Below are 25,326 nucleotides of genomic sequence, written 5' to 3'. Positions count from 1 at the left end.
AGGGCGCGGAAGAAGAAACACAGCACACGGAAACACAACACACGGAAACACAACACACGGAAACACAACACACGGAAACACAACACACGGAAACACAACACACGGAAACACAACACACGGAAGGGTCCCGATCTCATTGATCGGGACCCTTCTTCGGCGTCTCAGCTAGAGACGGGCATCATCTGGGCCTAGATGTCATCCCCTCTCCTCCGACGGCGCGAGACGCCGAATCCCAAACCACCCAGCAGTAGCAGACCCGCACCGACTACCAGCGTCATCGCTCCGTTGGTACCCGTGTCCGGAAGCTGGCCTGAGCGGCCCGGTAGCTTGCCTGAATGATTGGTACTGCACTGATTCTCCAGGCACTCTCCGCCTGGAGTTACAGGCTTCACCACGTTGACCAACGAAATGCTGGTCTTGATGTCATTCACCTTTACCTTGTATGAGACCTTCGCATCCTCACCGGGTTTCAGTGTCGGCAAGTCCCATATCAACTCGGTGCCCTCCAACTTCAGTGAGCCATCCAGCGGCGTCACCAGCGTCGCATTGTTCAGCACCTTCGATAGATCATCAACTGCTTTAGCGCCTTCAACCGTCGCGTTCGAGGTGTTAGTCGCGGTCAGCGTGTAGGTTACAGTCTGTCCAGCGATCACAACCGAACCGGACTTCGGGTCGGAACTCTTCTGCAGGTGCCATGCCGGAGTGTAGTGCTTGGTCTCCCGGCACTTCGCACTTTCGTCGCTACATGGGCTTGGTGGCACCGGCCCTTCGCCCACCACCACGTTCCCGATATCAACACCGTGTGCGTCCGAGCTAACTGTTGCGGCATAGTCGACCGACACAGTCTCGCCTGGCGCCAGGTCCGGAATGGACCATGTGAGAGTGGTGCCGTTCAGGACCAGGCCTTCTGCCAGCGGTTCAGTCAATGCCGCGTTGTTCAGCACCTGGGATAGATCATCTTCCGCTGTTGCACCTTCAAGAACCGCGTTTTCAGAGGTATTAGTTGCGGTCAGCGTGTAGGTAATTGTCTCCCCCGGCGCCACCGTCGATCCGCTAACGGGGTCTGAAGACTTCGTCAGATCCCACGCCGGAGTGAAGTGCCTCGTCTCACGACAACTCTCGTCAGTCGTCGGGCATGGATCCGGTGGAACTGGCCCCTCGCCCGTCGCCACGTTAGCGATGGTGACCCCGTATGCACCGTCATTGATTTTCACGGTGTAAGTCGCCGTTGCAGTCTCCCCCGGCGCCAACTCATCAATGGTCCAGATGAGTTGGGTTGCGATCACCGGGTTGTAGAAGACAACGCCGGCGCTTGCGGTCGGACCGCCAACCTTGGCTGCATTGTTCAACACGTTCGACAAATCGTCCGTCACGGTAAGGCCACGAAGAATCGCCGTGTTAGAAGTGTTCGTCGCCGTCAGCGTGTACGTCACACTGCTCCCTGGATTGACGGTGGAGCCATCCTCCGGGTTCGAGGATTTGACCAACGACCACGAGGGAGTGTGATGCGCGGTCTCGCGACAGTCGGCGTTGGATTCGGGACACGGGCTCGGAGGAATATCGCCCTTGCCAGTCACGACGTTCCCAATGGTCACACCAACAGCATCTTGGTTCACCACCACCTGGTAGCTCACCGTTGCGGTCTTTCCCGGATCAATCGTCCCAAAGTCCCACGTCAGCTTAGTCCCGTTCAACGTTAGCCCGGCCGCGAGCGGCTCGACTAACGTCGCACCGTTCAGCACTTCTGACAGGTCGTCCTCAGCCGTGGCACCCACTAAGCGCGCAACATCCGAGGTGTTCTTGGCCGTCAGCGTATAGGTGATTGTGTCCCCTGGATCGACAGTTGAACCCGAGGCTGGGTTCGAGGACTTCGTCAGATCCCACGCGGGGGTGTAGTGCTCGGTTTCGCCACAGACCCCGTTATCACCGCAATTCGAGGGTGGCGGAACTTCATCGCCGGCAGTAACGACATTGCCGATTGTCACGCCATAAGCGCCCTGGTTCACCGTGACCGTGTAGTTGACGGAAACGTTCGCGCCAGGTGCCAGGGTGGGAACATCCCACGTCAGACTTGTCCCCGCCAGGCTCAGACCCGCGGCAAGAGGCTGGGTCAATACAGCGTTGTTCAAAACGTTCGATAAATCGTCTTCTGCGGTGGCGCCGTTCAGCGTTGCTTTGGTCGAGGTGTTTGTCGCGGTCAACGTGTACGTAATCGTCTGGCCCGGGCTCACACTCGACTCGGTGATTGGGTCGGAGGATTTCGTTAGGGTCCACTCGGGGGCGGACGGAAGTTCGTTGTTGTAGAACTCAACCTCAATATCGTTGCCAACCCCGAGGCCGGTAACCGCGAAACTCGACGCATCGAAGACCACCCACGGCCCGGGGGTGCCCGAGACAACCCTGTAGCGACCGGTCTGGAACGGCAACGAGTCGTCTACGGTCTCACTTATGGTTGCATCGAATGTCGAAGACTCGGTCGGGAGAGTTACGGTCCAACTTGCAGGCTCACCGGCGACGCCTGTCTGCTGCGACGTAGCAGGGCTGATGGTCACGCCGGTCGCAGGATCGTCGAGAATCGCGTTCACAGGCCAGTTGGGTAGCGCGACACTACTCGCATCGTCCGGCCCGTTTCCCTGGAATTTCGTGACCGAGATTCGTGCCGTGCATGCAGTTAGGTCGGCTCCGAGACTGGTAAGGAGGTCGCCAAGGCCCTGAAAATTCGCCACATTGTAGAAGTTGAGCGGATCCGAAACTGCGCGCAGATTGGTCTGAGCTACGCCTGCGCCCAGGCCGATGCCGACACCAATGGAACGTGTTCCGCCCGCTTTGATACCGTTGGCGGCATAGATCGCTTCCTCAAGTGCGCGGACATTGGTGTCTGACATGTTGTCGCTGGTTGGACGGTTAGGGGCTCCGTCTGTCACCAGGAGCATTGCAGTGAAGGGGTCGGTGCTACCCGCCGACTTCACCGCATTGATTCCGGCGGCCCAGTTTGTGTATTGGGTTCCGACAGCGCTGCGTTGCACATTGGTGTCAACCCAGGCTTTGAGGGTGGTAGCGCCCGCCGCGTCGACTAGCAGACGAGGAGAGGGCGCAGTCCCGCTCGCTGGCGAGGTGGTACCAAAAGTGAACAGCTGTAGGCTGGCACCGGTGCCGATTAGTCCGTCGATTCCCTGTTTGATTCCATTCCGATACTGCGTCAGCTGAGCGTCGGTAATCGAGGTTGACACATCGATGAGACCGGCCACCTGCACCGCCACGCAGGTGTTTCGCGCAACGTTGTAGTGGGAGCTCAGTATGTTGCCGAGCGAACGATCCCGAGCGCTACTAGCGCCACCCGTAGCCGTGATGACCGCATCGGCGGGCATCGAGACCTCGTTCGTTGATTGAAGTACCGGGGTCATTCCCGCTGGATAGTTGATCTGTCGGGTCGCGCTCCCCGACGCTCCTGTCTGGCCCTGCACGTAGAGCTGCGGGTTAGGGAACAGGTTTCCCGGGGTTGAGGTTTGAACCACTCGGTACGCCTTGCCCAAGCCGGCGGTAGGAACCTCGATGCTGCACTCGCCCGCATCGGAATCGACTGAACAACTGTAGGACGTGGGTGTGTTGCCGTCGTAGAGCGTGAAGCCGATACCCGTTGTCCCGCTGGCGTCCCCTGTTGCTGCAACACGCGCGGTTACCTTCACCGTCGCCGTTCCCGGAGCGGCAAACGGTTCAACAGTCGGGGTCTGAAGCAGTCGAGCACCTAGCTGATCGCCTTCCGACAGACCGTCCTCGGACTGAGGGAGATCAAGATCGGTGCCGGCCTGCGCCTCGTTCGAATCATCGTCGGTCTGCTGGTCGGACTCATTGCCTGACTGCGCCGGATTGTCAACAAGCGCGCTACTTCCAGAAACCGAGTCCTCATCGATGCTGTTATTTTCTGTCGTAACTTTGAAGCTCTGAGCGACAGTTGCGGAATCGTCAATCCCCTCCTCGGCGCTGATGGCACCCTCGGATGAGGAGTCTAGGTCGGTGGCATATGCCAGTCCCGTCCCGGTAGCAACGAGTGTTACTGATGCAAGAGTGGCCCATACTGCACGCGTGAGGCGATGGCGTCTAGTTTCACCTCTGTTCAATTGCCTGGATGCTCTCATCTTTTATAGCTCCTATTGGTCGATGGGACGGTCTCGGTCGATGGACTAGGTCGGTGACAAGCCAGATGCCCGGAACGCCTTTGACCCACTTGAAACCAGAAGTTGAGCCATCCGTCTAACGTCGTGATGACCGAACACTAGACGTAGGACTTATGTCCTACGCTTGAGGTCCAAATATAGGGGTATAAAAGGGGGATAAGGAAGACCTCGACCAAGGAGCGAAAGGCGCAAACTCTTAGTAAACTTGCGAAAATCTCGCCAGCACTGTCCGACTGAAATCGCTTTTTCGCAGATGAGAAAGGGTTTGTAAACGGTGTCGAGCTTTTTATAGGACTAAAGACCCATTGAACTCTAGAATGTTAAGAAAAAGTCACAGTTTCATAACAAATCTAGTCGAGGTGAGCTCCGCGAGACACCGCTGTGCTTTTGCCAGACCAATGACTGATAGGTCTACAGCTTGACCTTCCAAGAGTCGCGCTGATCGGCGCGAGCACCAGACCAAGTCACTCTTAAGAGGCGGAGTCGACAGATCGCATGTCATCAGACCCATCGACCACATGAACACCCCGCGATCGCACCGGTCTACGCGAGTACCAGACCGCACCTGCGATCACCGTCAGGCCGGTAATGAGTCCAACCAGCCACCACGGAAACTCCGGTAGATTTGAAGGCTCTCCAACAGACTCCTGGGCTTCAACCGGTGTCGGGAAGACCCTCTCCCCAGTCACCAGCATTCGCTCCGTGTTAATCCCTAGGGGATCACAGGTGATCAGGGTGACCAGATCCTTGTTCGGATCAGCCACTAACCAGTCCGTCTCTTCCGGTGCCACAATTCTGACGGTCTGAACTTGGTAGACGAGTGCCTCGCCCAGAATCTCCAGGGTAAAAGTGTCCCCCACATTGACTTTGTCCAGATCCGTAAAAAGCTTTGATTCCACCAACCCTCTGTGGGCGGTAATTGCGGCGTGAGTCGCCAGACCGCCGATTGGCAGAGTTGTTTCGTCCATGTGCCCTGCGCCTTTGCGGAGCACCCTATCTGACGAAGTGTGGTAGATCGGCAAGTCCACCTTGATCTTGTCGATCTTGATTCGCCCCATAGTTCCGTCCCCTATGGGATCAAGTTGCGACACGTAGTCGGAGTTATCGTGACTGGCCAAGAACCTTCGGTTGTAGTCCTCTGCGTCCGCCAGTATCTGTAGGAGGCGCTCTTCGGGACCTACAACCACCGCCTCGCTCAACTCACTCAGCGCTTTAGCGTGTTCCCTGTCGTTCCACCACTGAGCAAATGGAGTATATAGAGCTATGCCCAGTGCCGCCACTGCCATGAGCGCGCCAAGAGCGAGGCGCCAGGAGATTCCTCCCCTGCTCGCCCCGCTCTTAGTCGTATCTGTTGCAGTCAGATTAGTTCCTAACTGCCTTGCGACGTCCGGAAACTACCAGCGCGATCGCACCGCCGCCGAGAAGCACGGCGGCAATCGCTAGAAACGCGCTGACCTGCGCACCGGTCATCGGCAAAGTTGTCGGTGGGACCTGTGCGTTCGGCACGTCCTCCGTGACAGCGTTGGCGATCGTACCGGGCGTAACCACTACGTCATACACGGCGTTCGCGTTGACGTAGCCTGCCGGTGGCACGATTTCCACAACGTAGTAGGTCTTGGACGTTGCAGTGTCCTTACCAATGTACAGACCGGGGATAGTCACGGTCCCGTCAGCGGCCGTTGTGAACTTGTCCTGAGCCGGATTGATCGGATCGCCCGCAGCGTCGCGCGAAACGCTCACTGCGTCAGCACAACCAGCAGGGAGACTACCACTGGCATCAGATACCAACGTCACGCAGGCGTCAGCTTTGGCCTGGGTGTCGAAGACCTGGAAGACCGCGCCCGAAAGCGGGTTCTTGTCAGTGTTGTCCGCGTGCTTGTTGATCTTTAGGCCACCCCATTTGGTCACGGAGGGCGTCGGGGTGCCCTTACCGTCCTCATAGGTGCCATCCGGATCTCGGGTCAGGACTTCTTAGTTCCCCTCGGATACCCGCTCCGCCAAACATACACGACTGCCAACACCACCCCGGCGGGGAGAATCACGGCCCACCATGGAAAGCCTGGGATGTCGGGAGAAGCTTGCGCTGCATCTATATCAATCTGCGGCGTGGGTGTAATCCGCTCCCCGGTCACCAAGTATCTATGCGTATTGATTCCCAGCGGGGTACAGGTAACAAGCGTTACCAGATCATCGCCTGCCCGTAGTCGAATTGCTTCGGTGTCATCTGGCTTTACGACACGGGTTTCGATCACGCGGTATGTGAGTACATCTCCGAACACCTCGACGGTGAAGGTGTCCCCAATCTCAACCTTGTTGAGATTGTTGAACAGTGTCGCTTTGGCAAGACCGGTGTGTGCCGTAAGAACAGAATGCGTATCCGTTCCTCCCACGGGAAGCGACGTTCCCTGTAGGTGTCCAACGCCTTTTTCTAGCGTCTCGTCTGAGGTGCCGTGGAAGATTGGAAGATCAATGTTGATCGACGGCACCTTCAAGCGCGCCATCGTTCCGGATTGAGTCAGTAATAGATGCCAGTAGTCGCGACCGTCTACCTCAATCGAATCGACTCGCTCCGCGTCTGTTGTCGGTTTGCTTGAGTCGGCGCCAATCAGAATGGAACCCGATCGGAGTTCCTCGTTATATTTGCTGGCTAACGACCGTTCGAACTCATTTCCGGGTAGTGGGTCGCTTGCCACCACCTGGGTATACGCCTCGATCAGTTTGGATTGGCTGTACTGCGACAACCAGGACGCGGTCGACGGGTACATCAAAACGCCTAATCCCGAAAGGCCGATCACCGCAATGAGCAACGCAAATGCGGACAGCCGCCACTTGGGTCGTGTGTCGCCGGTCTTGGCAGTAGGGTCCGTTTCGCTCCCGTGTTCGAGGGCCACACGCAAATCGTCGTGGTTGGACCGCGTCGGCCGCCCGTGACCCCTAAGAGCGTGTCTCGGTTGCGTTGCCAAAGCTGTTCCTTTCATACGCAAGCGGCGGAAAACAAACCCTCGAATCGGATCTCCCCGCGCTAAGCACTTGCAATATGCGAGTAGTAAAACAACGGGACGCAGGACGACTGCTCTCGCCACCAGGTCGCCCTCATGCGCAAGCGGCGGAGGAGTTGGCTCCCCCGCCGCTGCGAGTTGCATCGGCTATGAACTAGTAGTCCACATTCGATGCGGGTGTTCGTCTGTTACTGCTGTTCCTGACGGCGACGGGCCAGGAATAGACCACCAGCGATCAGCACGAGGGCGCTACCGCCAATGATCATTAGTCGCGTTCCGTTGGCACCTGTCTCGGGAAGATCCGGAACGTCCTTTTGGGCGTTAGTCACGGTGATCGCGACAGGAGTGGTGCTTCCCGGGGTAATTGTCGCTACCTGGGCGCCAGTGGTGCCGGTGTAACCAGCAGGAACCTTGGTCTCGTAAACGCAGTAGTCCTTGCTTGGGGACACAGGAACGTCGGTCTTCTTGTCCCAGTTACCGATCCACAGGCCGAGAGGAGAAGACGCGGGGTCACTCGCATCCCACTGAACAACGCCGTCAGCGTTTGAGGTGCCCGTGGCGACCGCTCCGGTCGCTGGCGCTTCAGTTGGGCAGGTTGCGGCGGACTTCTCGAATACCTTGAACTCTGCGTCCTTCAGAGGCTTCGCGGGTGTCGAGTTGTCCTGCTTGTTGACCACCAACTGGCCCCACAGTGTCACGGGGGTTTCATCACCCGGCGTGGGAACGTCATTGAAACTTGAACCGTAACCGTTGCCTGGGGTGCCAGGGGCGTTCTCAATCTGCCCATCGCCGATTGTCGCGTTAACCTCGGTGGTTAGTTCGACGGTGATGGTCTTGCCCTGGTTTGCCTTTAGAAGCGCCAGACCAGCCGGATCTACGAACGACCAGGTGAGGGTGCCGGTTGCATTCTCGGCAGGCTTGGTCACTACGCTGGCATCCGTCACCTCGGTGCCGTCCACGTACACCTTCGAAGACTTGAACGTTAGGCGGCTATCCAACTGGTCGTACACCGAACCCTGAGTAAAGGAATCGTCGTCGGCCAGAGTCGGGACCACCGCGTCGATGGTCCAAACAACTGTCGCTCCAACGGCGTACTTAGAAGGAGTATCACTGATCGTCTTCGTTGGGACCTCTGCAGCCTGGTTCTTCGGATAGACATGAACGTCATAGGTCCAAACGCGCTCCGCTGTCGGGCTGGTGCCCGCGTATGAGGGGAACGGAACCGTCACGAAGAATGGAGCGGTCTTCTTAACAATATTGTTTCCACCATTGTCGGCACCCTCGGTAACGTAGTAGAAGCCAAGATCGAGCGGAGTGAAGGTTACAACACCCGATGCGTTGGTCTCCTGGGTGCCCTTATCGGCGGCGACACAATAGTCGCCCTCAGTGGTGCCCGTTACCAGTGGGCTGGTTGCGGCCTGGATAGCATCCCAGTCACCCGCCACAGCCGGGTTCAAGGCAACGCATGTCCCACCAGAGTTGATAACGCCTACCTGCTGCAGCTTAAACTCAACCTTCTCTGCCGGTGGGTTGTCATCGGGATCAAGAGCATCATCAGCCAGTTGAGTTCCGTTGTTGGCTAGATCGGTGGGCAGACCGAGGTGCTTGTGGATTGTCAGCGATCCGGTCTCATCCGGATCAATATTTCCCGGGTCGGCTGCCATTGCCGTCGAAGCAAGTCCAACAACGCCGAGGAGACCCAAGGCTCCCGCCCCCGCACTGGCCAGCAGCTTGCGGCCAAGCGTTCTCTTCCTATTCATCTACTTTTCCTTTCGTCCTTGGGTCTTCTGACACAAGAAATCTGTTTACAAGTTTTTGTCGTAGTTCTTTAGAGGGAATGTCTTGCCTTGGCTGGGCGACGTTTTGAATACGCCGTTCCACCAAGCAATGCCAGACCCAGCGCCGTGAACCCACCAATCAAGAACTGGGTCGAGGACAGCCCGCCGGTACTCGGTAGGTCCGGAGGAGTCGGGGCCACGTTCGTGAATCGGTAGAAGTCGCGTCCACCGATGCTTCCGGCAGTGACTGTGTATTCCTCGTCCGCACCGGAGTCGACTGCGGCCCAGCACGCACTGTTAGCGATCGATTGGGCAGTCGGAGTGGCAGGGCATGTTCCGCTAACCTGATACTTCTCCAGTGCCTTCACCACGTACGGGACCGAGTTGTCAGTTGTTCCCCACTTGGCGGATCGCTCCGAGAGCGTGTACCGCTCCCCCGGCTTTACAGTCACAGTGTTGAAATCCCTGATCGCGTTGATACCTCGTGCGTCCTCAAGTACTGGCAGCGGGGTGGCAGATTCCGGAACCACCGACAGCAGGAAGTCTGCCTCGGTTGTTTCCGCGTGACCCTCTACGCGCTTGAGCAGAGAGATCTCTGCAGCCTGGTTTGTGATTGTGCATCGTACGGCGGCATCTTGCGCAACGGAGTCCTCGTCCGCACCGAAGATCTCCACGATGTCATCCGAACCGAGCGTTTCTGCCGGACCGAAGGAATCCGAACCTACCTTTCGACGTTCACAGGACCATGTGGTCGAAACATCGTAGGCATTGGCAAGCGCAACGTTGGGTCCGCCTGGATCGACGGTCTCGGTGAGCTTGTACTCACCTGATGCCACCTGCCTCGGGCTCCCGCACTTAGCACCGTCGAAACTGGACCCGCCGTTACCGGAGACGCCTTCAGCCGAAAGCAACCAGTCCGTTGAGGCAGCGTCCGGGAGCACGCCACCGGGCACACTCTGAACGGACTTGCACAACTCAAGGGTTGGGACATTGCCGTTTAGGAAGTTGCAGCTCACGGTATCGCCGGGCTTGACATCGGCAATGTCGAGACCACCGACAGCAGTACTGGAGTCAAACTCAACTGTTGAACTGGTTCCATCAGCCTTGGTATGCAAGCAGCTTCCGCTTACGAAGCTGAAGCCTGAGCCCATCACTTCTTTCACGTTAACGCTCGCTGAGGGAGCCGACGTGCCCGGGGCAAAATCGATCGACCAAGAGGCGTTACCATCAGCATCGGTCTGCTGAGTTGCAAGCGGTGTGCCGCCGGACGCCGGGGTGACCGTAATGTCGCTATCACCCGTCTTTGTTGCTACAGCACCTACAGTCCAGTCCGATTTCGGCACGTGGGGTCCAGAACCGCCGTCTTGCGGAAGTACATCCTTATGGATGGTTATCTCGGCAGGAGGGGTTCCTCTGTTGGTAAACGCGCAGACGAGGTGCGTTCCGTCGTGTACCGCATCGGGCTTTCCCGCTCCAGACAGAGGGAAGGAAAGGCTGGCACCACTACCGGAGACAAACGCAGGAACCGGTTCACCATTGGCTTCAGTCAGACGATTTCCGTTGTCATCTGCCTCGTAACACTCATAGCTCTTCTGGTACGAGTCCCAGTTGTTCGGCGTTCCGCTAAAGGACTCAGAAGCGTTGAAGGTACCGTCGAGCAACAGAACGAAGGGACCCATCTTCTGTGCTTGGACTCCCGTAGCTTGCCCCTGCGTCGTCACGTCATCAAATGGGAATGTCTGCCCACTTGTAACTCGGTCCGCGCTCAGTTTGAACTGGTCGGTAGGCGCGACGCGCGCTCCTTCAACGTTCTTGAGAACTGTGATGGTGGCAGGAGCACCGCAACTCGCCAGGTCCACAAGATTTCCACTTAGTGTTCGGCCAGTACCCCTCATCTCGATTGTCGTCGGATCCGCGAAGGAGTTGAAACTGCCGAGCTGGATGATGGCATTGCCCTTTGACGTAAAAGTCACACCGTTGATGGCGTCGTTTGAAGACACACTGAAGCCACCGGCATTAGCAGTACCGTAGATAGTTGGGACATCAGCGAGATTAGTTCGGCCTGGAAGATCCTGGAAAACGCTCGCTGGGACAACGCCCGAAAGCGCCTTGCCTCCGTAACTGCCACCCCAGTTTGATACGACAAACTGAATGTTCTTTTGGGTATCGAACGCGAAGTCTCCGTTGAGACCCTTGGAAAGATCGAATCCTGACCCCTGTGGAATCGGCACATCAACGTGTGCGACCTCGCCTGTTCGACTTCCGTTACCGGCCGAGTAACGGTACAGGTGGAACCGAACAGCCGAGCTTCCCGGCGAATCGGATTTTGAGAAGTAAGCGAAATAGAACTCTTCTGTACCGTTATAGATGGTCGCAGCGCCAGCAACCACGGTGTTCGTCGTCGGCGAGAGTAAGTCCATGGTGTAAATGGGGAAAGGCTGGGAGTCTATGCCCGGCTGAAACCGGTATACGGTAATGGCTCGCGTTGCCGCATTTTGCGTGGTGAAGTAGAAGATTCCGCCCTTAGTTATTCCCAGACCATTTGCTGTCTGGCCCGAGGGCACCTGGATCACTGAGCTAGCAAGGGTGCTCGTGGTCGAATTGATAGCTGTCTGCGCGGCGTTGTAGCTGGCAACGGAAATCGACACTGTGCGTTCATTCGACCCGGTGCGGTTCAGAGCGAAGTACTGGTCGTTCGCCACGGAGGCATCACAAAACGAGATACCAGTTGAGATAATCGGCTTCACCAACAGTGTGCCGTGACCGGCACCCGTGCCGGATGTAAAGTCCCACGGACCGTTACTTGGCCACCCGGTAGGGGTGTTGCCCGAACCGGGGATCTCGATGGCGCTCTGGTCGGTTGTCTGCCACTGGTAGGCGGTTCCCGAACCAACCGGAGAAATCCGGTATCGGTTACTGCTACTCACGTTAGTTATGGTCTTGGTGCCGGAAGTATTGACACCAATAAGCTGCTGAACTGCGAAGTATCCCGGACGAGGATCCTGATCCATCGAGCCGGCCGCACAGGGATCCACGGTGCAGTCGGTGACGTTGTAGGTTGTTCCCCAGTTCGACGGACTACTTCGTGGCCCTTGAACTGCCACCGTCATCCCACCGGCGGGGTTACCTGTTTCGTCCTTGACCTGCCAGACAAGATAGTTGCGTCCGGTCGGCATCGCGAGCGGCGCCACGGCTGCCTCCTGAGGCGCGATCAGTGATTGCTGGTTGCTCTGAACCTCGGAGTCATCCCCGTTTGTCACCTCCGTTGAGGTTCCACCTTCCTCGACGCCAGACTCGTTTGCCCCCGTACCTTCGGGCGACTGAGCATCCTCCACATCGGAGGAATCCGGAATGGTCGGTGTCATCTGTTCGGTAAGCGAACTGTTAGTCGGACTCGGATCGTCCGTGGCCGAACCTTTGTCAGCAACGGTGTCTTCGGACTCTGCGACGGCTAGCGCCACCGAGGTTCCCCCAATAGGAGCAGCAACTCCAATGAACACGCTCAGTGCGAGCGCAACCAGCACAGATATGCGCTTACGAGGCGACTGCATGTAACTCCCTCAAACTCGTCTGTTGCGAGCACCGGATTTTCAGTGCACAAGACAGCGTCAAGAGCGCCGTCTAAGTCTTTTCACAAGTCATTGCAAGCCAGCAAAACTGCTGCTTTCGGAGAGCGGGGCAGATTATATGGTCAATGCAACCTCGTCATTATTACCCATAACGATATTTATCCCCACTTCATACCCCCACATCTTTTACGCTACAAATGACATGGTTTCAGTGAATGTTTCAGTGCCATGCAGACGTTCGCCGCATTTTCGCAGACTAGGACCTGTTTCCCAGAAACAGAAAAATCTGAACAATGCGAGTAAAGGCCCAAAGTCTCATCGGTGGAGATCTGCGTCATATTTACCGACCGCTTGATTTTTGCAAGTCGTTTTGAGATAGCACTTGCTAATTGACGTAGCGTGGTGGAAAATTACGAATTTTGTCTCAGGTCGGTTTACCGAGTAGAGTTTCGCCCGCACTAGCCACCGCGGCAATCTCTGTCCGCCACACGTCGAGTAGTTATCCCTATCCGTTGTGCTCCGCGTCAAATTGCGACACTTGGCAAGTCCTCGATCTGTTCTATTCCAGGCTGAAGACGACACCGACAGAGGTTCACCCCTCAGCGTTCACACCGCCACACTAATGTCTCAGCTAGAGACACGGCCAATAGGTATCTGACCTCAAACACGGCAACCAATGGAAAGATTCCACCCCACCGAAGACAACACCGACAGAGGTTCACCCCTCAGCGTTCACGCCGCCACACTAATGTCTCAGCTAGAGACACGGCCAATAGGTATCTGACCTCAAGCATGGCAACCAACGTCAAGATTCCACCCCACCGAAGACAACACCGACAACGGTCCGAAATTCAGTTCCGAGGGAGTTAACCCGAGTTGGGGTCCCGTCAGAGTGACGCTGGACCTCGAGTTCGGCTCGTCCACAGTCCCCTCGTACGGGGACATTCCACAGATGTGGGCGAACGGTGTTGCACGCCTCTCGCACGTCCGCCAATCTAGGACGAACTTGAACCGAGGAGGGAAAATGGATGCAAGTAGAGTGCTTGAACACGTCGTGTTTTCCGCCGACATCCCTAACCTCCGTAAGCGGCGAAATCTAGTGAAGGTCCGCCGTGGGTGCTACATGGAAGCCGATTATGCCCTTTCGCTGACCAATTCTTGGGACAAGGGACAGGCCATCGCGATCGCGCGGGCAGCTTCATGTGCCCGGTCCTGGAAGGAATCCACCATTGTTGGTCCTGTTGCTGCGCTTCTTCACGGCCTGGATTCGGCCGATACGACCTGGAACATGGACCTCCGTCTATCTGGATCGGGGCGCGGGGGAACGGAGATGCTTCAGCCAGTGATGCTTTGCGATAAGATTCTCGCCCCGGCAACTCGCCTAACCCTTCATCCTGCGACTTCGATGTCCAGGATGGCGCAGGAACAGATATCCGGTATTAACACTCTGGATCTCAAAGACACCATTGTGTCGACGGTTCTGTTAGCTCCGAATGAGTCCAGTTTCGTGACCGCGTGCGAGGGACTACGTCGACTTTCCCGGTTCTCACGTCGGGCGTTAGATGCATCTAGAGCACGGGAAGCAACGGCTCGGATTGCTTTGCTAGAGCGACTGACAACCCAAACTGAGCCGCGTTCCCGCAACCGGAGAAGAGCAGCTTGGATCTTGGAACGCGCCGACGGAGGATGTGATTCGGTGGCGGAGGAGCTGCTGCTCTATCACCTTCATCTGAGCGGGGCAGGGAGTGTGCGTACTCAACACTTGGTGTCACACCCTATGGGGAAATACTATTTGGACGCTGCGGTGCCCGAACTAATGTTATGCATCGAGTTTGACGGGAGAATCAAGTACCAGGGGCATGATCGCGACATCGTGATGCTGGACCAGATCGAAAGGGAGGACTCACTGCGTAGCCTCGGATGGAGAGTGATCCGATTTAGGTGGCGTGATCTTCAGGAACCTGACCGACTAATTGAGAGGATTCAGCACGAGTTAGCCCGGGCTGCGCGGACAGTCTCACAGCCGGCAGAGCGTCTCTAGGTCCGACTTCCAAAAGCCGGGGTCTCCAGGAGCGAATCACCATCGAGACCCCGGATTACGGCGAAACGCAGAATCTCCGTTCACCATTGTGCCGCGAAGCCTTGCGAGATCAGATTGATCAGAGGCGAACCCGGGTTGATAGTACTCAGTCAGGCGGGGTGACCGACGACGGCGCAACCCTTACCTCGACGGACGCCAGGGTGATAGCTCGACCTGTCGCTTGAGTTTCACGGGAATGTGCCTACTTCCACTGACGCCAGGGTGATAGTACTCAGTCAGGCGGGGTGACCGACGACGGCGCAACCCTTACCTCGACGGACGCCGGGGTGATAGCTCGACCTGTCGCTTGAGTTTCACGGGAATGTGCCTACTTCCACTGACGCCGGGGGAATAGTACTCAGTCAGGCGGGGTGACCGACTGGGACCAGTAAATATGGCTTGCCGCTCCCTTGGATGCCAAGGCTGTCTGCTACTTCCGACGCAGAGAATCCTCCCACCGGAACCGCTCCTAGTCCAAGCGCGACCGCCGTCAGCAAGGTGTTCTGGACAGAGAAACCAACCTCGTTGGCAGCAAAAGCCTCGCCTCGATCACCGAACCGTTCGCCGTACTTCTCCGAGGCAGCAAAGACTAAGGTAGCCGGGGCGTCAGCCACTACTTCTTGACCCGAGGTGGCCTTTTGCAGCTGAAAACGCAGGTCACCTGAACTCATGAGATTGAGGCCGTTGGTCTGTGGGTTCCAAGAATAAATCCCCGAATCAATGCGCCTCACTTCTCCAACCACTACGAAAAGTTGGAGTCCGTAAAAGGCAACCGCCGATGGGACCGTTCGCCTCCCATCATCCCGTACGCCGTAGCCGGCCCATAGAAGCGTCGCCAAGTCCTCCTGGCTAAGTGGTTCATCACTGAACTTTCGGATCGAATGTCGGGTTTCAAGGACTTTACCCAGCGACACATTCTCCGGCACTAGGGGATGGGGAAGTTGAAGAGTTCTTGTTCCAGTCTTGTCAGTCATCACACGCTCCTTTCCAGACACTGTCGCCCCATTTAGGCGCGAGCACAAATTGGGCCAAAACTGACGGTCGTCTGGGTGAGACGGATTGACATGCCAAAACTCGGGGCGTCAACGGGACTATAGTCATCGAGACCCCGAGTTCCGGCACATCGAGACTGTGTATCCGCATGGGCAAGTGCGAACCTCATTCTCCCTCGTATTAGGTCGATATCTCCTCTGGGTTGAATGCCAGAATCAGGGGTGTCAACGGGACTTTACTCATCGAGACCCCGAGTTTCGGCCAATGGCGACTGGTCTCGGCGAAAGCCGGCCTGTAGGGCAGAAGGGAGATATATGGCTGGATCTGGGACTAGCGCGGGACCGAAACCAATGCAGGCCTGAAACTAATGAGGGCGCGAAACTAGTGTGGGTCTGAAACTAATGTGGGACCGAAACCAACGGGGACCTGGAACTAGCGTGGGCCCGAGAGCAATGCGGACGCGAAACTAACGAGGACCCGAAACTAGTGTGGGTCTGAAACTAATGTGGGACCGAAACCAACGGGGACCTGGAACTAGCGTGGGCCCGAAACTAAGGCGGGACCGAAACCAACGGGGATCTGGAACTAGCGTGAGTCCTAAACCACCACGGGCCTGAAACCAACGCGGGCCTAGGACTAATGCAGGCCTGAAACCAACGCGGGCCTAGGACTAATGCAGGCCCGAAACCAACGCGGACGCGAGACCAACGTGGGTCTAAAACCAATGCCCGACCCCCAGAGCGATGCAGGAATGCAAAAGTCCGGTCCCTCCCCCTTGCAGGGAGTGGAACCGGACTTTTGAATAGCCTATTGGCCCTGGAACTACTAGCCGAGGATCTCGGTAACCTTACCCGAACCAACGGTGCGGCCACCCTCACGGATAGCGAAACCGAGGCCAACCTCCATTGCGATCGGCTGAATCAGCTCGACCTCAATCTCGGTGGTGTCGCCAGGCATAACCATGTCGCGGCCCTCGGGCAGCGTGATGATGCCGGTAACGTCCGTGGTACGGAAGTAGAACTGAGGACGGTAGTTAGAGAAGAACGGCTTCTCACGGCCACCCTCGTCCTTCTTCAGGATGTAGACCTGAGCCTTGAACTTGGTGTGAGGCTTGATCGAACCGGGAACGGCAACGACCTGGCCACGCTCAACGTCGGTACGCTTGGTGCCGCGAAGAAGCAGACCACAGTTCTCGCCTGCCCACGCCTCGTCCATCTGCTTGTGGAACATCTCGATACCGGTGACCGTGGTCTTCTGTGGCTCGCGCAGGCCGAGGATCTCAACTTCGGAGTTGATCGGCAGCTTGCCACGCTCGACACGGCCGGTAACAACGGTGCCACGACCGGTGATGGTGAAAACGTCCTCGATAGGCATGAGGAACGGCTTATCCATCTCGCGCTCAGGGGTGGGGACGTACTCATCGACCGCGTCCATGAGCTCCTCAACCTTGGCTGCCCACTCCGGATCGCCCTCAAGGGCCTTCAGAGCGGAAACCTGGATGACCGGAGCGTTGTCGCCGTCGAAGCCCTGGCTGGACAGTAGGTCGCGGACCTCTTCCTCAACCAGCTCAAGCATTTCCTCATCATCAACCATGTCGGACTTGTTCAGTGCGACAAGGATGGTGGGGACGCCAACCTGGCGGGCAAGAAGAACGTGCTCGCGGGTCTGTGCCATGGGGCCGTCAGTTGCGGCAACCACCAGGATCGCGCCGTCCATCTGGGCGGCACCGGTGATCATGTTCTTGACGTAGTCAGCGTGACCGGGGGCGTCAACGTGTGCGTAGTGACGCTTGTCGGTCTGGTACTCAACGTGGGAAACGTTGATGGTGATTCCGCGCTCGCGCTCTTCAGGTGCGTTGTCAACAGCATCAAACGGGCTGAACTCGTTCAGGTCCGGGTACTTGTCTGCCAGCACCTTGGTGATTGCTGCGGTCAGGGTCGTCTTACCGTGGTCAACGTGACCAATGGTGCCGACATTCACGTGAGGCTTTGTGCGCTCAAACTTGGCCTTCGCCACTATTGTCCTCCTGGACTCGGGTAGTTGTTTCGCCTGTGTAACTCTACATCGGGGCTAAGCAGCTACGGGGTTTTCCTTTGATTTTGTGAGGAGATCCGCCCGCGAAACTGCGTGCGGGCGGACCCACCCCGGGGTTACTCGCCCCGAGACTTTCCAACGATTTCGTCAGCGACATTGCGAGGTACTTCAGCGTAGCTATCGAACTGCATGCTGTAGACCGCGCGGCCCTGCGTCTTAGAACGCAGATCGCCAACGTAACCGAACATTTCTGACAGTGGAACGTGCGCGCGAACGACGCGAACGCCGTGCTGCTCATCCATTGACTGGATTGCGCCGCGGCGGCTGTTCAGGTCGCCGATGACTTCTCCCAGATACTCTTCGGGGGTACGAACCTCGACATCCATGACCGGCTCAAGCAGAACCGGGCTGGCCTTCCGTAGGGCTTCACGCATCGCCATTGTTCCGGCAATCTTGAACGCCATTTCAGAAGAGTCAACGTCGTGGTAGGCGCCGTCGAGCAGTGTTGCCTTGACGCCCACAACCGGGTATCCAGCGAGGACGCCGGTATCCAGAGCGGACTTCATGCCTGCGTCGACCGAAGGAATGTATTCACGAGGAATACGGCCGCCGGTCACCTTGTCGACAAACTCGTAGTCGACCTCGGCGTTCGCTTCCATCGGCTCGATCGCAATAATGACACGACCGAACTGACCGGAACCACCAGTCTGCTTCTTGTGGGTGTATTCGAGCTTCTCAACCGGCTTACGGATGGTCTCGCGGTACGCGACCATTGGCTTGCCGACGTTTGCCTCGACCTTGTACTCACGACGCATCCGGTCAACGATGATGTCCAGGTGAAGCTCACCCATACCACCGATAACGGTCTGACCGGTTTCGGGATCTAGCTCGACGGAGAAGGTCGGATCCTCTTCCGCCAGCTTCTGGATAGCCAGCGACATCTTCTCTTGGTCAGCCTTCGACTTGGGCTCAACCGCAACGTGGATAACCGGCTTCGGGAAGGTCATCGACTCAATCACAACGGGCTTGTCGATTGCAGACAGTGAATCACCGGTCGTGGTGTCCTTAAGGCCAACCACTGCGTAGATGTGTCCGGCGTGCGCAACCTCGACCGGGTTCTCCTTGTTGGAGTGCATCTGGAAGATGCGCCCAATGCGCTCCTTCTTGCCCTTGGTCGCGTTGAGTACCTGACCACCGGACTCAACCTTGCCGGAGTAGACCCGGATGAAGATCAGCTTGCCGTAGAACGGGTGTGCCGCGATCTTGAAAGCCAGGGCGGAGAAAGGTTCGTTCTCGTCCGGCTTGCGGATCTCAGTGTTGCCATCCTCTTCGTGGCCGGGGCGGAAACCCTCAACATCGCCAATGTCCAAAGGCGAAGGTAGGAAATCAACTACACCGTCCAGAACGGGCTGAACACCCTGGTTACGTAGCGCGGTACCGCAGTAAACCGGGAAAGCTGTGCCAGAAACGGTCAGAGCGCGAACACCCTCTTTAATCTGGTCGTTGGTCAGCTCAAGGTTCTCAAGGTAGGCGTCCATGAGTTCCTCGGTGCCTTCGGCCGCGGCCTCCATGAGCTTCTCACGGTATTCCTCAGCCTTATCAACGAGGTCAGCGGGAATATCTTCCTCGACCACAAGTGCGCCGAGGGTCTTATTGCCATTCTCGTCAACCTCGGGGAAACGCAGAGCCTTCATCCGAATCAGGTCAACGACGCCGGAGAAGTCACTCTCTGCACCGATAGGCAGTTCCATGACGATCGGGGTCGCGGACAAACGGTCAATGATGGTCTTAACCGAGTAGTAGAAGTCGGCACCCAGCTTGTCCATCTTATTGATGAAGCAGATGCGCGGAACGTTGTACTTGTCGGCCTGACGCCAAACGGTCTCAGACTGCGGCTCGACACCTTCCTTACCGTCAAACACTGCGACAGCACCGTCGAGGACGCGCAGCGAGCGCTCTACCTCAGCCGTGAAGTCAACGTGTCCGGGGGTGTCGATAACGTTGATCTGGTAGCCCTTCCAGAACGTGGTTACAGCAGCGGAGGTGATGGTGATACCACGCTCCTTTTCCTGCTCCATCCAGTCCGTGGTCGAGGCACCGTCGTGGGTTTCACCAATCTTGTAGTTGATGCCCGTGTAGAACAGGATGCGTTCTGTGACGGTCGTCTTTCCGGCATCGATGTGCGCCATGATGCCGATGTTGCGGACCTTACTAAGGTCTGTAAGCACTTCTTGTGCCACGTGGATTCCTTACTATTACCAGCGGTAGTGTGCGAACGCGCGGTTCGACTCGGCCATCTTGTGGACGTCCTCGCGACGCTTCACAGCGGCACCAAGACCGTTGGAGGCATCGAGGATTTCGTTCGCCAAACGCTCGGTCATGGTCTTCTCACGACGCTTGCGCGAGTAGTCAACCAACCAGCGGAGCGAAAGAGCGGTTGCGCGCGAGGGACGAACCTCAACCGGAACCTGGTAAGTCGAACCACCGACACGGCGGGAACGGACCTCAACGTTCGGGCGAATGTTGTCAAGTGCTCGCTTCATGACGGTGACAGGCGGTTGATCCGTCTTCTCACCAACGATTTCGAGGGCGCCGTAAACGATCGATTCCGCGGTTGACTTCTTACCGTCGAGCAGAACACGGTTAACGAGCTGAGAAACCAACTTCGAACCGTAAACCGGATCATCGACCAGGGGACGCTTGGGGACTGGACCCTTACGAGGCATTACTTCTTCTCCTTCTTCGCGCCGTAGCGGGAGCGAGCCTGCTGGCGGTCACGGACGCCCTGGGTATCCAGCGCCCCACGGATGATGCGGTAGCGAACGCCGGGGAGGTCCTTAACACGGCCACCACGGACCAGGACCATTGAGTGTTCCTGAAGGTTGTGACCCTCACCCGGGATGTAGGCCGAGACCTCGATGCCACTGGACAGGCGCACACGGGCGACCTTACGCAGAGCAGAGTTCGGCTTCTTCGGGGTGGTCGTGTAAACGCGCGTGCAGACACCACGACGCTGGGGGGAGCCCTTCAGCGCTGGCGTCTTGCCCTTCTTGGGCTTCGGCGTGCGGCCCTTGCGGACCAACTGATTGATAGTTGGCACTACATCTCCTTCTAGATGCCCCGGTGTTTTTACGCATCAGAGCAGCTTCTGCGGTTGCAGACTTAGGTGACTTGTTTGGCCTCCTGCGGACACACTGATCCGTCAGGGGCCGGCGTGCCATGACTGAACAGCGCCCCGTGGTCGGCTTTTCGGCCGGGTCCAGGTAAGCGGAGAACATCTCGTACGAGGCGGACCTAGCGGCCCGTTTCCCACGAACTAACTCTCGTCTTACCCAACCACGCAGTGAAGCAGGAGGATGACACCCGGAGCTCCAAACGGAAGGGAGCCCGCGCGCCTCACCAACCTTGCGGCTGGCTCGGCTGGAAGCCCGACAGGTCGGGTTACCACGTGAAAGTCTACGTTTGACGCGGGAAACGAAGCAACGCCTGAACTGTGGGATCGCGCACGGAGAACGGACCTACCCTACTTCTTGGTCCACCGTTCATCTAGTACTTTGCTGTGCGGCTGCTTGCGGCGCACGCCAACCAACCGGATAGGAACAACCATTTGCCGTAATTCGGGCAAGGCGAGCTTACCGTCACTGGGCGCCAGTCAAATCACAGCGAGTCAATCAAGTCGCGAATCAACTTCGAGACGGTCGTCTTTCGTTCGGCCGCAATGAGATCAAGCCTCAGCTTTCGCTCGACATCGATCCTGATGGAAAGCGGTTTTAACTCCCTGCCCGCGGCGATGGGTCTACCCGGAGTCGGCGGACCCAAATGACGACCGGAGTAGCCGTCTTCGGACTCATCAACCACCGCCCATCGTTCAATGTCTTCGTCCGTGAAAACAGTGCCGTCCACTGCGGTGAGAGAATTCGGGTTCTTTAGCTTCGAAAGTTTTGCCTACCTACAGGGGTTGACCACGCGGTCTTTTATCCATCCTGCAAGTTCATATACCGTTCGATACACATCGCGAGTGAACGGCCCAGGATTTCCCGATGAAACCGGGAGAATGTTCCCCGTTGTGCAACTCTTGAAGACGTGTTCTGCCCGTGCCAAGTGCGATCGCTCGGTAACGACCACGATGTCATCCCAACCCATTTCGGCACTGAGTTCATCAACCCCCAACGCCTCGCCCACCGTCGTGTTCGGTTCTGGCGTTATGCAGATCGCGAAGTAATCGGGATACTGCGCCCCGCATTCCTCAACCCATGGGCCGGAAGGTGGGCCGTGGAGCTTCAGTTCTTCGGGAGACACGACGGGCAGTTCGCCCTCGCGGATCATCCGATCCATCCGGACGGAATGGCTTATTACGAGGTTGTCCGAGACGCCCTCTTCCGCCAGATTTCGCCCTTCATCCAGTCGTCCTCGACTGTAAGCAAGAACCACGATAGCGTCCGCATGTTCTGGCCGATCAACATTAGGATTCCAGACCGCGAACGTCATCAAGACGGTCCCTGCGGTCACGACCGTAACCAGCATCGCAACGAGTACGAGGAGCCATCTCCTGGGCCGTGAACGTACTTGCCCGGCCTGACTTTCCGTCTCGGCACTCAATAATTCTCAGATCCAGGCTGCGCAGTTAGCTTGAAGGGGTTGTTGCGCATTCTTCTCCGATACACGGACCACCAGTGCCGTCACCCGGTTCTGGCGTTGGCTCCGGGTCTGGGGTTGGTTCGGGATCGGGGTTTGGGGTCGGGTCAGGGCCGGGATTCGGAGTGGGCGTTGGGGTAGGAGTCGGGGTAGGTGTTGGGGTAGGGGATGTCGTAGTCACGCAGGACCAACCGTCCCAGTACTGTCCCGCACCACAAGAAGTGCTCGGGTCAACCCATTCCCATTCCCCTGCCGGCGGCACATAGTCGTCCCAGTACTGTTCTTCCGCCATTACGGCATCCGCGTCTTCGCCGGCGGCAAGCAGTTCAGCTTTCTTGGCTTCGTCAAGTGCCTTCAGTTGTGCCTTGAAAGGCCCAAAAATGTCATGGATTTCAGTGGTCGCAACCGTCATCTCGGCTTCGATCACGTCTCGCCCATCCAGATCTTCCATGTCCTGGTCCGCGGCGCGCAACAATACCTGTTGCCCCTTTTCAAAAGCTCCCCAGAGTGGCGTCTTCTGCTCATCAGTCAACTCCAGTTGCCCTAGCCGCTGCAATACAACCCAGGCTTCAGACAATTCAACCTGAAGGGCATCCTGCGCCTCATTCCAAGACTCCAGCGAATTGTCCTCAGTCTTATCTATCTGATCCAGAGCCTCCTCGTCCATCTCTTTCAGGATCGATGTCTGCTCATTGAGATCATCCATGAGCGAATGATACTTTTCGGAGGTGTTCCGAAGGTTTCTGGGAACCTTGACCTTCTCTTTGCTTTGGACCTTCAAACCGGCAATGTTGTCAAGGTCGCGACCCAAAGGACTGCTCTGTGGAAGCTCGCCATCAGCCGCAACCTCGTCCCTAACCACAAAGTCCGCGAGCGAAGAAACCGCGACGAGCGCGTCCCTTGTGGTGTCAATCTGGTCCCCGTACGCGTCCGTAAACTCCTTAGATACGCCCACGTCGCGCGCGTCACCTATGGTGTAAAGCGAGTTGGTGATCTGTGCTTCGGCCTTCGATATTTGGGAGGCCGACTTGATAACGAAGTTCTTCCAGCTATCTTTGGCACGCACGTTCGAGTACATCCAAAACACTGCGCCCGCGATTAGCGAAACCGCGACAAGGGCACCAATTATCGCGACAATACGTTGACGCCAAGCCACTATCCCCACCACCTATCGCGCACGCCGACTAGGCCGTGCATCGGCATTGTCAAGCACTACGTGTTGCTCAACAGAGTTCTTCAACTCTTCTGCAAGAATCGCGTCTGCCTCATCCATCTTGCCGTGGGCGACGCGCCAAGCCCAGACACGATATCTAACCGCAACCTCCGGCGCTGGCCCATCAGCAATTATCTTGCCGTGATGCATCCAGACTGCTCGGGTGCACATGTTTTCGATTGTCTTCGCAGCGTGAGAAACCATAAAAACAGTGCCAGAGTCACGCAGGATTTCATCAACGATCTGCTCGGATCGGGTCGCGAAGGCAGCATCACCCGTACCAAGCGCCTCGTCAATCAACAGAATATCGGGGCTAGCCGCTACGTTGATCGCGAATCTCAGGCGAGATCCCATGCCCGATGAGTACGTACTCATCGGGCGTTCGACGGCGTCACCGATTCCCGCCAGTTCGGTAATCCTGGGGGTCACCGCTTCGGTCTGCTCAGGAGTGAGCCCAAGCGCAAGACACCCCAACTCGATGTTCCGCAACCCAGACAGTGCGGGCACCAGTGCCGCGCTCACCCCCAGCAGAGTGGGCTGACTTCGCGCAAGAATCTGGCCCGACGTCACCGCTTCAGAACCGGCGATGAGCCGGAGCAGAGTCGATTTTCCTGCACCATTCGAGCCGAGGATGCCGACCGCTTCACCTGCCTGAACAACCAAGCTCACATCATCTACTGCATTGACCTTGGTCCTGTAAGAATGCAACCCCACCTTGTGCAAAGCTCGCGCCATGGTCGTTGCTCGTTTGGCAGCGGCCGGTCCTGACGCTTCTGATCTATAGACCTTTGTTACCCGATCAACAACAACGGAGGGACCGCCAAGTGCATGTGGTCTTCTTTTCTTCGCTGACGTGTTCTCTTCACTATCCACATTTTGCGGATCCGCCAGAATCTCATCGCTAGAGGTCACCATAAGTCTCCTCTCTCGACCAGAAGACCAGGGCGCCGACCAGCCAAACGGCAACTGCCCACGTAGCCAGGTAAATCCAGGTGGATAGTGGAGGCACCGTCTGATAAATCAGCACGTCTCGACTCATCGAAAGGAACACGTACCCCGGGTTCGCCTGCATCAGGAATGAAACCCAGAAGTAGTCCTCGAAACGAGACAGCGTGAAAAACACTCCCGACAAGTAGAACCAAAACCTGTTTATCAACGGCCAAATAAACTTCAAATCTGGCAATCGAGCCGTGAGGCTTGCTGTGAGCATGGCTAAGCCATTCGCAAAAACTACGACAATACTGACTATTGGGATAATCAGAAACCAGCGCCAGTTTGGGCTGGCAGGAGTTAGAACCGCAACGAAAATCATCGTGGCTATTGCAACGGGGATGAAATCCAGGAACGACCTAATGCTCCATGACACCAGAACAGATGCCCGAGGGAATGAAAAAGCACGAATCAGGTTCTTTGAGCCGTTTAGGGCGTTACCTCCCCCGGTCAGCGCACTATTGATCAGCGGGAAAAAGTTTACACCGATCACCAAATAGCCAAGAAAATTATCGATCCCGCGAGAGGTTTGAAGCAGCAGACCAAAAACGATCCAGTAGACGGCGGCATTCAGGAATGGGCTAACGATTAACCAGATCTTCCCGAGCAACATGCCCCGCGTGTTCTGGTACGCCTTGGCCTTCGCATCCGCCCAAATGAACGCCCGCCGTTTCCAGACTTGTCGCCAATAAGTGAAGAAACCGGGACGCCGACCCACGGGTTCCAGACCCCACGAAGGAACCTCAACGATCCCTTCCCGACTCCCCTTTATGTAAGTCGCGCCAACCCATTCATCCAGCGGTAATTCTGCTTGGGTTCGAGTGTCCGCTCTTGGCTCGCTAGCGGACACAGGCGGTCTG

General features: G+C 57.1%; 17 protein-coding genes. 1 reads left to right on the top strand and 16 read right to left on the bottom strand.

The genetic code is table 11. From position 1 onward, the window contains the following. Positions 1-188 precede the first annotated feature (188 nt). The 6 genes from U6G28_05830 to U6G28_05805 all read right to left on the bottom strand — a co-directional run bounded on the left by U6G28_05830 (position 189) and on the right by U6G28_05805 (position 12,503). Positions 189-4,136, bottom strand: a complete 3,948-nt coding sequence (locus U6G28_05830) for an LPXTG cell wall anchor domain-containing protein (GenBank protein ID WRS29057.1) — start codon at positions 4,134-4,136, stop codon at positions 189-191. Between the two features lie 509 nt (positions 4,137-4,645). Continuing rightward, positions 4,646-5,461, bottom strand: coding sequence for a class C sortase (locus tag U6G28_05825; GenBank protein ID WRS29056.1), 816 nt, complete (start codon positions 5,459-5,461; stop codon positions 4,646-4,648). A gap of 76 nt (positions 5,462-5,537) precedes the next feature. Further along, complete coding sequence (locus U6G28_05820) at positions 5,538-6,140, bottom strand: SpaH/EbpB family LPXTG-anchored major pilin (GenBank protein WRS31205.1); 603 nt, start codon at positions 6,138-6,140, stop codon at positions 5,538-5,540. Beyond that, positions 6,137-7,066, bottom strand: a complete 930-nt coding sequence (locus U6G28_05815) for a class C sortase (GenBank protein ID WRS29055.1) — start codon at positions 7,064-7,066, stop codon at positions 6,137-6,139. Before U6G28_05815 ends, U6G28_05820 begins: the two co-directional genes overlap by 4 nt. Positions 7,067-7,362: 296 nt before the next feature. After that, the gene (locus tag U6G28_05810; GenBank protein WRS29054.1) at positions 7,363-8,934 is read right to left on the bottom strand and encodes a SpaH/EbpB family LPXTG-anchored major pilin; all 1,572 of its coding nucleotides are present in this window, start codon (positions 8,932-8,934) and stop codon (positions 7,363-7,365) included. A gap of 68 nt (positions 8,935-9,002) precedes the next feature. Then, a complete protein-coding gene (locus U6G28_05805) occupies positions 9,003-12,503 on the bottom strand; it encodes a hypothetical protein (GenBank protein WRS29053.1) in 3,501 nt (1,166 codons plus the stop codon). A 1,042-nt stretch (positions 12,504-13,545) separates the two neighbouring features. On the opposite strand from U6G28_05805, the gene U6G28_05800 reads away from it, so the two are divergent. After that, the gene (locus U6G28_05800; protein ID WRS29052.1) at positions 13,546-14,562 is read left to right on the top strand and encodes a DUF559 domain-containing protein; all 1,017 of its coding nucleotides are present in this window, start codon (positions 13,546-13,548) and stop codon (positions 14,560-14,562) included. Between the two features lie 401 nt (positions 14,563-14,963). Here U6G28_05800 and U6G28_05795 read toward each other — a convergent pair whose 3' ends face one another. From U6G28_05795 to U6G28_05750, 10 genes are all read right to left on the bottom strand, one after another. After that, positions 14,964-15,575 carry a SagB/ThcOx family dehydrogenase gene (locus U6G28_05795; GenBank protein WRS29051.1) on the bottom strand — a complete coding sequence of 204 codons (612 nt, stop codon included), beginning with the start codon at positions 15,573-15,575 and terminating at the stop codon, positions 14,964-14,966. Positions 15,576-16,419: 844 nt separating this feature from the next. Beyond that, a complete protein-coding gene (tuf, locus tag U6G28_05790) occupies positions 16,420-17,610 on the bottom strand; it encodes an elongation factor Tu (GenBank protein WRS29050.1) in 1,191 nt (396 codons plus the stop codon). 134 nt (positions 17,611-17,744) lie between these two features. Further along, positions 17,745-19,868, bottom strand: coding sequence for an elongation factor G (fusA, locus tag U6G28_05785; protein ID WRS29049.1), 2,124 nt, complete (start codon positions 19,866-19,868; stop codon positions 17,745-17,747). A gap of 15 nt (positions 19,869-19,883) precedes the next feature. Further along, the gene (rpsG, locus tag U6G28_05780) at positions 19,884-20,354 is read right to left on the bottom strand and encodes a 30S ribosomal protein S7 (protein ID WRS29048.1); all 471 of its coding nucleotides are present in this window, start codon (positions 20,352-20,354) and stop codon (positions 19,884-19,886) included. Beyond that, complete coding sequence (gene rpsL, locus U6G28_05775) at positions 20,354-20,728, bottom strand: 30S ribosomal protein S12 (GenBank protein WRS29047.1); 375 nt, start codon at positions 20,726-20,728, stop codon at positions 20,354-20,356. The genes rpsG and rpsL overlap by 1 nt, the downstream gene beginning before the upstream one ends. Before the next feature lie 557 nt (positions 20,729-21,285). Continuing rightward, positions 21,286-21,531, bottom strand: coding sequence for a CopG family transcriptional regulator (locus U6G28_05770; GenBank protein ID WRS29046.1), 246 nt, complete (start codon positions 21,529-21,531; stop codon positions 21,286-21,288). Between the two features lie 42 nt (positions 21,532-21,573). Then, positions 21,574-22,227: an ElyC/SanA/YdcF family protein gene (locus tag U6G28_05765; protein WRS29045.1), complete on the bottom strand. Its 654-nt coding sequence runs from the start codon at positions 22,225-22,227 to the stop codon at positions 21,574-21,576. A gap of 25 nt (positions 22,228-22,252) precedes the next feature. After that, positions 22,253-23,419, bottom strand: coding sequence for a hypothetical protein (locus U6G28_05760; protein WRS29044.1), 1,167 nt, complete (start codon positions 23,417-23,419; stop codon positions 22,253-22,255). 12 nt (positions 23,420-23,431) lie between these two features. Next, positions 23,432-24,391 carry an ABC transporter ATP-binding protein gene (locus U6G28_05755; protein WRS29043.1) on the bottom strand — a complete coding sequence of 320 codons (960 nt, stop codon included), beginning with the start codon at positions 24,389-24,391 and terminating at the stop codon, positions 23,432-23,434. Continuing rightward, complete coding sequence (locus tag U6G28_05750) at positions 24,378-25,316, bottom strand: ABC transporter permease (GenBank protein ID WRS29042.1); 939 nt, start codon at positions 25,314-25,316, stop codon at positions 24,378-24,380. Before U6G28_05750 ends, U6G28_05755 begins: the two co-directional genes overlap by 14 nt. Between the last annotated feature and the right edge of the window lie 10 nt (positions 25,317-25,326).

This window comes from Actinomycetaceae bacterium MB13-C1-2 (assembly GCA_035621235.1).
In the GTDB taxonomy this organism is placed as follows: Bacteria; Actinomycetota; Actinomycetes; order Actinomycetales; family Actinomycetaceae; genus Scrofimicrobium.
The sequence above is the reverse complement of the archived record's forward strand: the minus strand, read 5'-3'. Positions and strand labels throughout refer to the sequence as shown.

Bases quoted from the DNA above. Each gene is read 5' to 3' on its own strand.
- U6G28_05810 (WRS29054.1), bottom strand. From the start codon at position 8,934: ATGAATAGGAAGAGAACGCTTGGCCGCAAGCTGCTGGCCAGTGCGGGG.
- rpsG (WRS29048.1), bottom strand. From the start codon at position 20,354: ATGCCTCGTAAGGGTCCAGTCCCCAAGCGTCCCCTGGTCGATGATCCG.
- U6G28_05795 (WRS29051.1), bottom strand. From the start codon at position 15,575: ATGACTGACAAGACTGGAACAAGAACTCTTCAACTTCCCCATCCCCTA.
- U6G28_05825 (WRS29056.1), bottom strand. From the start codon at position 5,461: ATGGCAGTGGCGGCACTGGGCATAGCTCTATATACTCCATTTGCTCAG.
- U6G28_05755 (WRS29043.1), bottom strand. From the start codon at position 24,391: ATGGTGACCTCTAGCGATGAGATTCTGGCGGATCCGCAAAATGTGGAT.
- U6G28_05830 (WRS29057.1), bottom strand. From the start codon at position 4,136: ATGAGAGCATCCAGGCAATTGAACAGAGGTGAAACTAGACGCCATCGC.
- U6G28_05805 (WRS29053.1), bottom strand. From the start codon at position 12,503: ATGCAGTCGCCTCGTAAGCGCATATCTGTGCTGGTTGCGCTCGCACTG.
- U6G28_05800 (WRS29052.1), top strand. From the start codon at position 13,546: ATGGATGCAAGTAGAGTGCTTGAACACGTCGTGTTTTCCGCCGACATC.